This is a genomic window from Lactiplantibacillus garii (assembly GCF_003885105.1).
GTDB classification, from domain to species: domain Bacteria; phylum Bacillota; class Bacilli; order Lactobacillales; family Lactobacillaceae; genus Lactiplantibacillus; species Lactiplantibacillus garii.
In genome coordinates this window covers 1-4,114 of sequence record NZ_QWZQ01000084.1, presented here as the reverse complement: position 1 = coordinate 4,114, position 4,114 = coordinate 1, and the positions used below count along the sequence as shown (strand labels likewise).

Here is a 4,114-nt window from a genome sequence, read left to right as displayed (position 1 = left end):
ATTACATGGTATTTGGTAAGGGCACTAGTTTAAGCAGTAAAAAAAACTATAAAGCCACACAAAAACGTTATGTTTATAAAAAGGGAAAGCGTCACACCTACTACTACGTTACCAGTAGTAAGGGCGTTAAAGGTTGGGTAAACAGTAGCTTAGTCAAAGCGGGCAGTTATAAAAAGACTACCAAAACGGTTACCAGCAAACCTAAAGCAACTACTACCAATAAGCCTGTTAAAGCAACTAAATCAGTTAATCCAGATAAAACCTATAATGCTACAACGTTAGCAAACGATGTAATAAAGGAATTAAATGATGCTAGAGCACAAATTACAACAATCTATGCGCAACCTTTAATATATGATGCAACGTTAACTCAGATTGGTAATGAACGGGCTAAACAATTAGCGGCTGACTTCAGTCATAATGACTCAAATGGGAATGCCTATGTAGAAGCAGTAGCTAAGAAATATGGTATCTGGGATACTTACTATGGAACTGAAGATATTGGGACATCTGGGTTTATTGGGAGTAATCAACAAACTGCGGATTCGATCATTAAGACAGTAAAGACCTATGAAGGACATTGGGCAGACCTTACAAATGGTGGTTACAATAAAATTGGTGTTGGTCAATATGTTACTCCGGAGAGAACTATGTATCTTGCTATTGAACTTGGGTATTAGGTGAATGCTAATGACAAATAAACTATTGAAATTAGGGTTAACGTCGTTTATTTCACTTGGTATTCTAGGTATGGGCTATCCTCAAAATGCTCAGGCAAGCGCCACGTATAAACGAACTAAGACTGTGAAGACTGGCAAAGCTGCCTACTATTCGACCAGTAATGCTAGCACGGTCCAGTTTAAAGGCAGTAGTAAAAAGTTACGACTTAAAGCGAATCATAAACTAAATAGCTACAAAAAGAGCACTTGGACACGCACAAAGAAAACTACCGTGGCCAAGCATGGTAAGAAGTATCTGTATTACTACGTCACCAGTGCTAAAGATGGAGTAACGGGATGGGTCTGGAGTCATTACCTGAAGCATGGTAAGAACTACCAAATGACCAATCCAAAAACCATTGCTGTAAAAAGCTATGTTAGAGCTAAGCCAGGAAAGATTTACCAACTGAACGGCAATAATAATTATATGACGTTTGGTAAGGGCATTAGTTTAAGTAGTAAGCAGACCTATAAAGCCACGCAAAAACGTTACGTTTATAAACAAGGCAAACGCCATACTTACTATTGCGTTACTAGTAGTAAGGGTGTTGAAGGTTGGGTGAACAGCAGTTTGGTTAAGGTTGGAAGCTACAAAAAGGTTACTAGGACGACTATTAAACATAAAGTAACTACAACTAATAAACCTAGTAAAACTGCTAAATCAGTTAATCCTGATAAAACTTACAATGCGGTAACGGTCGCCCAAAACATGACTTCTCTAATTAATAATTATCGAATTGCAAGTGGTAGAGCAGCAGTGAAATATAATACTGGTCTTGAACAATTGGGTAATAAACGTGCAGTTCAATTAGAAAATAATTTTAGTCATTACGATGAAAATGGTAATAATTATGCCATTGAATTAGCTAAGCAAATGAATTTAATGGCATATTTTGGTGGTGAAGATTGCACTACTGCTGGTTTCGAAACTACTAATATGGCGTTAGCAAAACAACTTGTTAATAATTATAAAAACTCACCGGAACATTGGAACGATATTATGGATGGTAGTAACGGCACTATTGGTATTGGATTAAACCTTGCTAAGGATGGCACAATTTATAATGCTGCTGAATTAGGTTTTTAATCTATCTTTTTAGGTCACCTTTACTGGTGGCCATTTTGTGGTTCTACCGAAAGGAGGAGCAAAGTGAAGAAAGCAGTTTTACTTTCAACATTATTAATTTCGGGGTTAGTTTTAACAGGGTGTCAATCGACTAGTTCTAAAGCGACAACTAAAAATACTCATTCTGCAGTTACGACTGCAGTGGCTAGTGATTTAGGTCAAGTTGCTGGTAAGAGTTATTCGGGGACTCACCAGGGAAAGGGTGTTGCTGACGATCCAACCTACCAATACAAAATTAGTTTTGGTAAAAACGGTAAGTTTGGTCAAGTGATTACTAGTAGTAATGGTTATGCAGCCCGTTTTGTCGAACAGGGGACGTATAAATACGATAAGACTAACCATGAAATTAAACTGAGTATTACTAAAGTGACCGAAACTAGTTATACCTCGGATGCTGATTTAAAGAGTAGTAGTAATCCTAGCATGTTAAGCGTGCGTAGTAAGGACGGCCAGTCTAAGCAAACGCAATTGACCTCTGCGGAAAATAAAACTTTGACCATTGAGGATAAGGGGGATTATTTGCTGGGAACCGTCAATAATGTCAAGTTGTATCCGGATAAAAAGCCGGTCAGTGACTATGATAAGCTAGCTCAAAACGAATCTAAAGGCTATTCAACTGCGGCTCAAACGGTCAATCAGAAAACATTCTACGCCAAGCTGGGAACTTCTCGAATCTGGATGTCTTTTAACGATGACGGCACGTGGCAATGTCGGATTATTGATGGCACTCATAAATGGGATATCTATGACCAAGGCACGTGGAGTGTTAAAAATGGCCAGCTGAGTTTAAAGCCGACTGGGGATATTCGGGAATATACCATCGTTGGTGATACGACTGATCCGTCCGAATATTCGGGTGTGACGACTAATAGTTCACGGGTGACCGACAATTTTACGTGGGTTATTAAGGGTAGTGACTTAGTTATTACTTCTAAGCAGGATGCAAGCATGACTAAATTAATGCAAATTCAAACTACTACGGTAACGCCAACCTTTACCAAGGCGCAAAAGAATACTAAAGCGGATAGTAAGCAAATTAGTAATGACCCGTTTGGTTCCGAGGATGGATTCTTGAGTTGGACTAAGTCCCATGCAAGTTCCGCACTTGGTGGTATTGAGAAACCTAGTGATACAAAAATTGTTAAATACAAGAATATATTCGCTGAAAACTTTACTAGTATTAGGGCAATTTATGTTGTAATTACGGAAACTGACAACTACGAGGCACCATCGATTATTATCTTTGCGGACGATGGCAATATTTATAGCCTGGTTAAGGACGTTTGGTCAATCAACGATACGTTAACTGAACAACTACCAATTGTTAAATCGGATAGTTCATCGAAATCCAATGATACGGAATCTAGTAGCGAAAGTTCAACATCGGACCCGACTAGTTTTAATTCCGCAGATGAGTTTGGTAAATGGATTGATGACCACTATGGTAATAGCCACACCAAATTACATGCAAGTGATTTAAGTAGTGGTAATGATGACTATAAGTATTTTGAAAAATCAGTTTCTGGTGCCACACCACTTTATTTTGCGGCAGAATCAGTAACTAATGATAAGGGCAATGAAGTTGTCCAATCAGTTGGAGCAGAATGGATTTATGCTTCGGACGGTAAAATTTATCATCAACTAACGCAAGGGGCTTGGCACGTGGATACCGATGCCATGTTTAAGTTTACCCATAACAGTAAGTGGAAAGAGAGTATTTGATAACAAGTTCGACACAACTTAGTTTTTAAAATATAAACTAGAGCCACTAAAGAAGGGTTAGGGACTTTTAGTAGTTATATAGGCATTATGGCATGACTTAGGGTAATCGTTATTAATAGCAAACAATGTAATGAGAATAATAAGCAATCAGGGGAGTATCAATGTCATGAATAAGACTAGGCAAATCAAAACAGGGATAACTGCAGCAGTTGCAATTGCCATATTAGGTGGGACGATGATTCAACCTGCTAACGTGCAGGCGAGTGCAACCTATAAACGGACTAAGATAGTTAAGGTTAGTAAAAAAGCATATTACACTACCAAGAATGCTAAGACCTACACATTAAATGGTAGTGCCCAAAAGCTACGGTTACGGGCTAACCATAATTTAAAGGACTACCGGAACAGCACGTGGACTCGTTCTAAGAAGACGACCATTACTAAACATGGTAAGAAGTATTTATACTATTACGTTACCAATGCTAAAGATGGTGTCACTGGTTGGTACTTGCAAAAGTATTTGAAAGCTGGTAGTTACAACGCACTT

3 protein-coding genes and 1 pseudogene are annotated in these 4,114 nt (G+C 38.4%); all 4 read left to right on the top strand.

Going from position 1 to position 4,114, the window contains the following annotated elements; genetic code table 11:
• Positions 1-680 (top strand): CAP domain-containing protein (locus D1831_RS13810; RefSeq protein WP_148096381.1); only part of this gene is annotated, 680 nt, incomplete at its 5' end.
• Between the two features lie 10 nt (positions 681-690).
• Positions 691-1,806, top strand: coding sequence for a CAP domain-containing protein (locus D1831_RS13805; protein ID WP_158610678.1), 1,116 nt, complete (start codon positions 691-693; stop codon positions 1,804-1,806).
• Between the two features lie 63 nt (positions 1,807-1,869).
• Entirely contained in the window at positions 1,870-3,567 is a 1,698-nt protein-coding gene (locus D1831_RS13800; RefSeq protein WP_125073415.1) for a hypothetical protein, read from the top strand.
• A gap of 166 nt (positions 3,568-3,733) precedes the next feature.
• Positions 3,734-4,114: pseudogene (locus D1831_RS13795) on the top strand (hypothetical protein); the annotation flags it as partial.

Bases quoted from the DNA above. Each gene is read 5' to 3' on its own strand.
- D1831_RS13805 (WP_158610678.1), top strand. From the start codon at position 691: ATGACAAATAAACTATTGAAATTAGGGTTAACGTCGTTTATTTCACTT.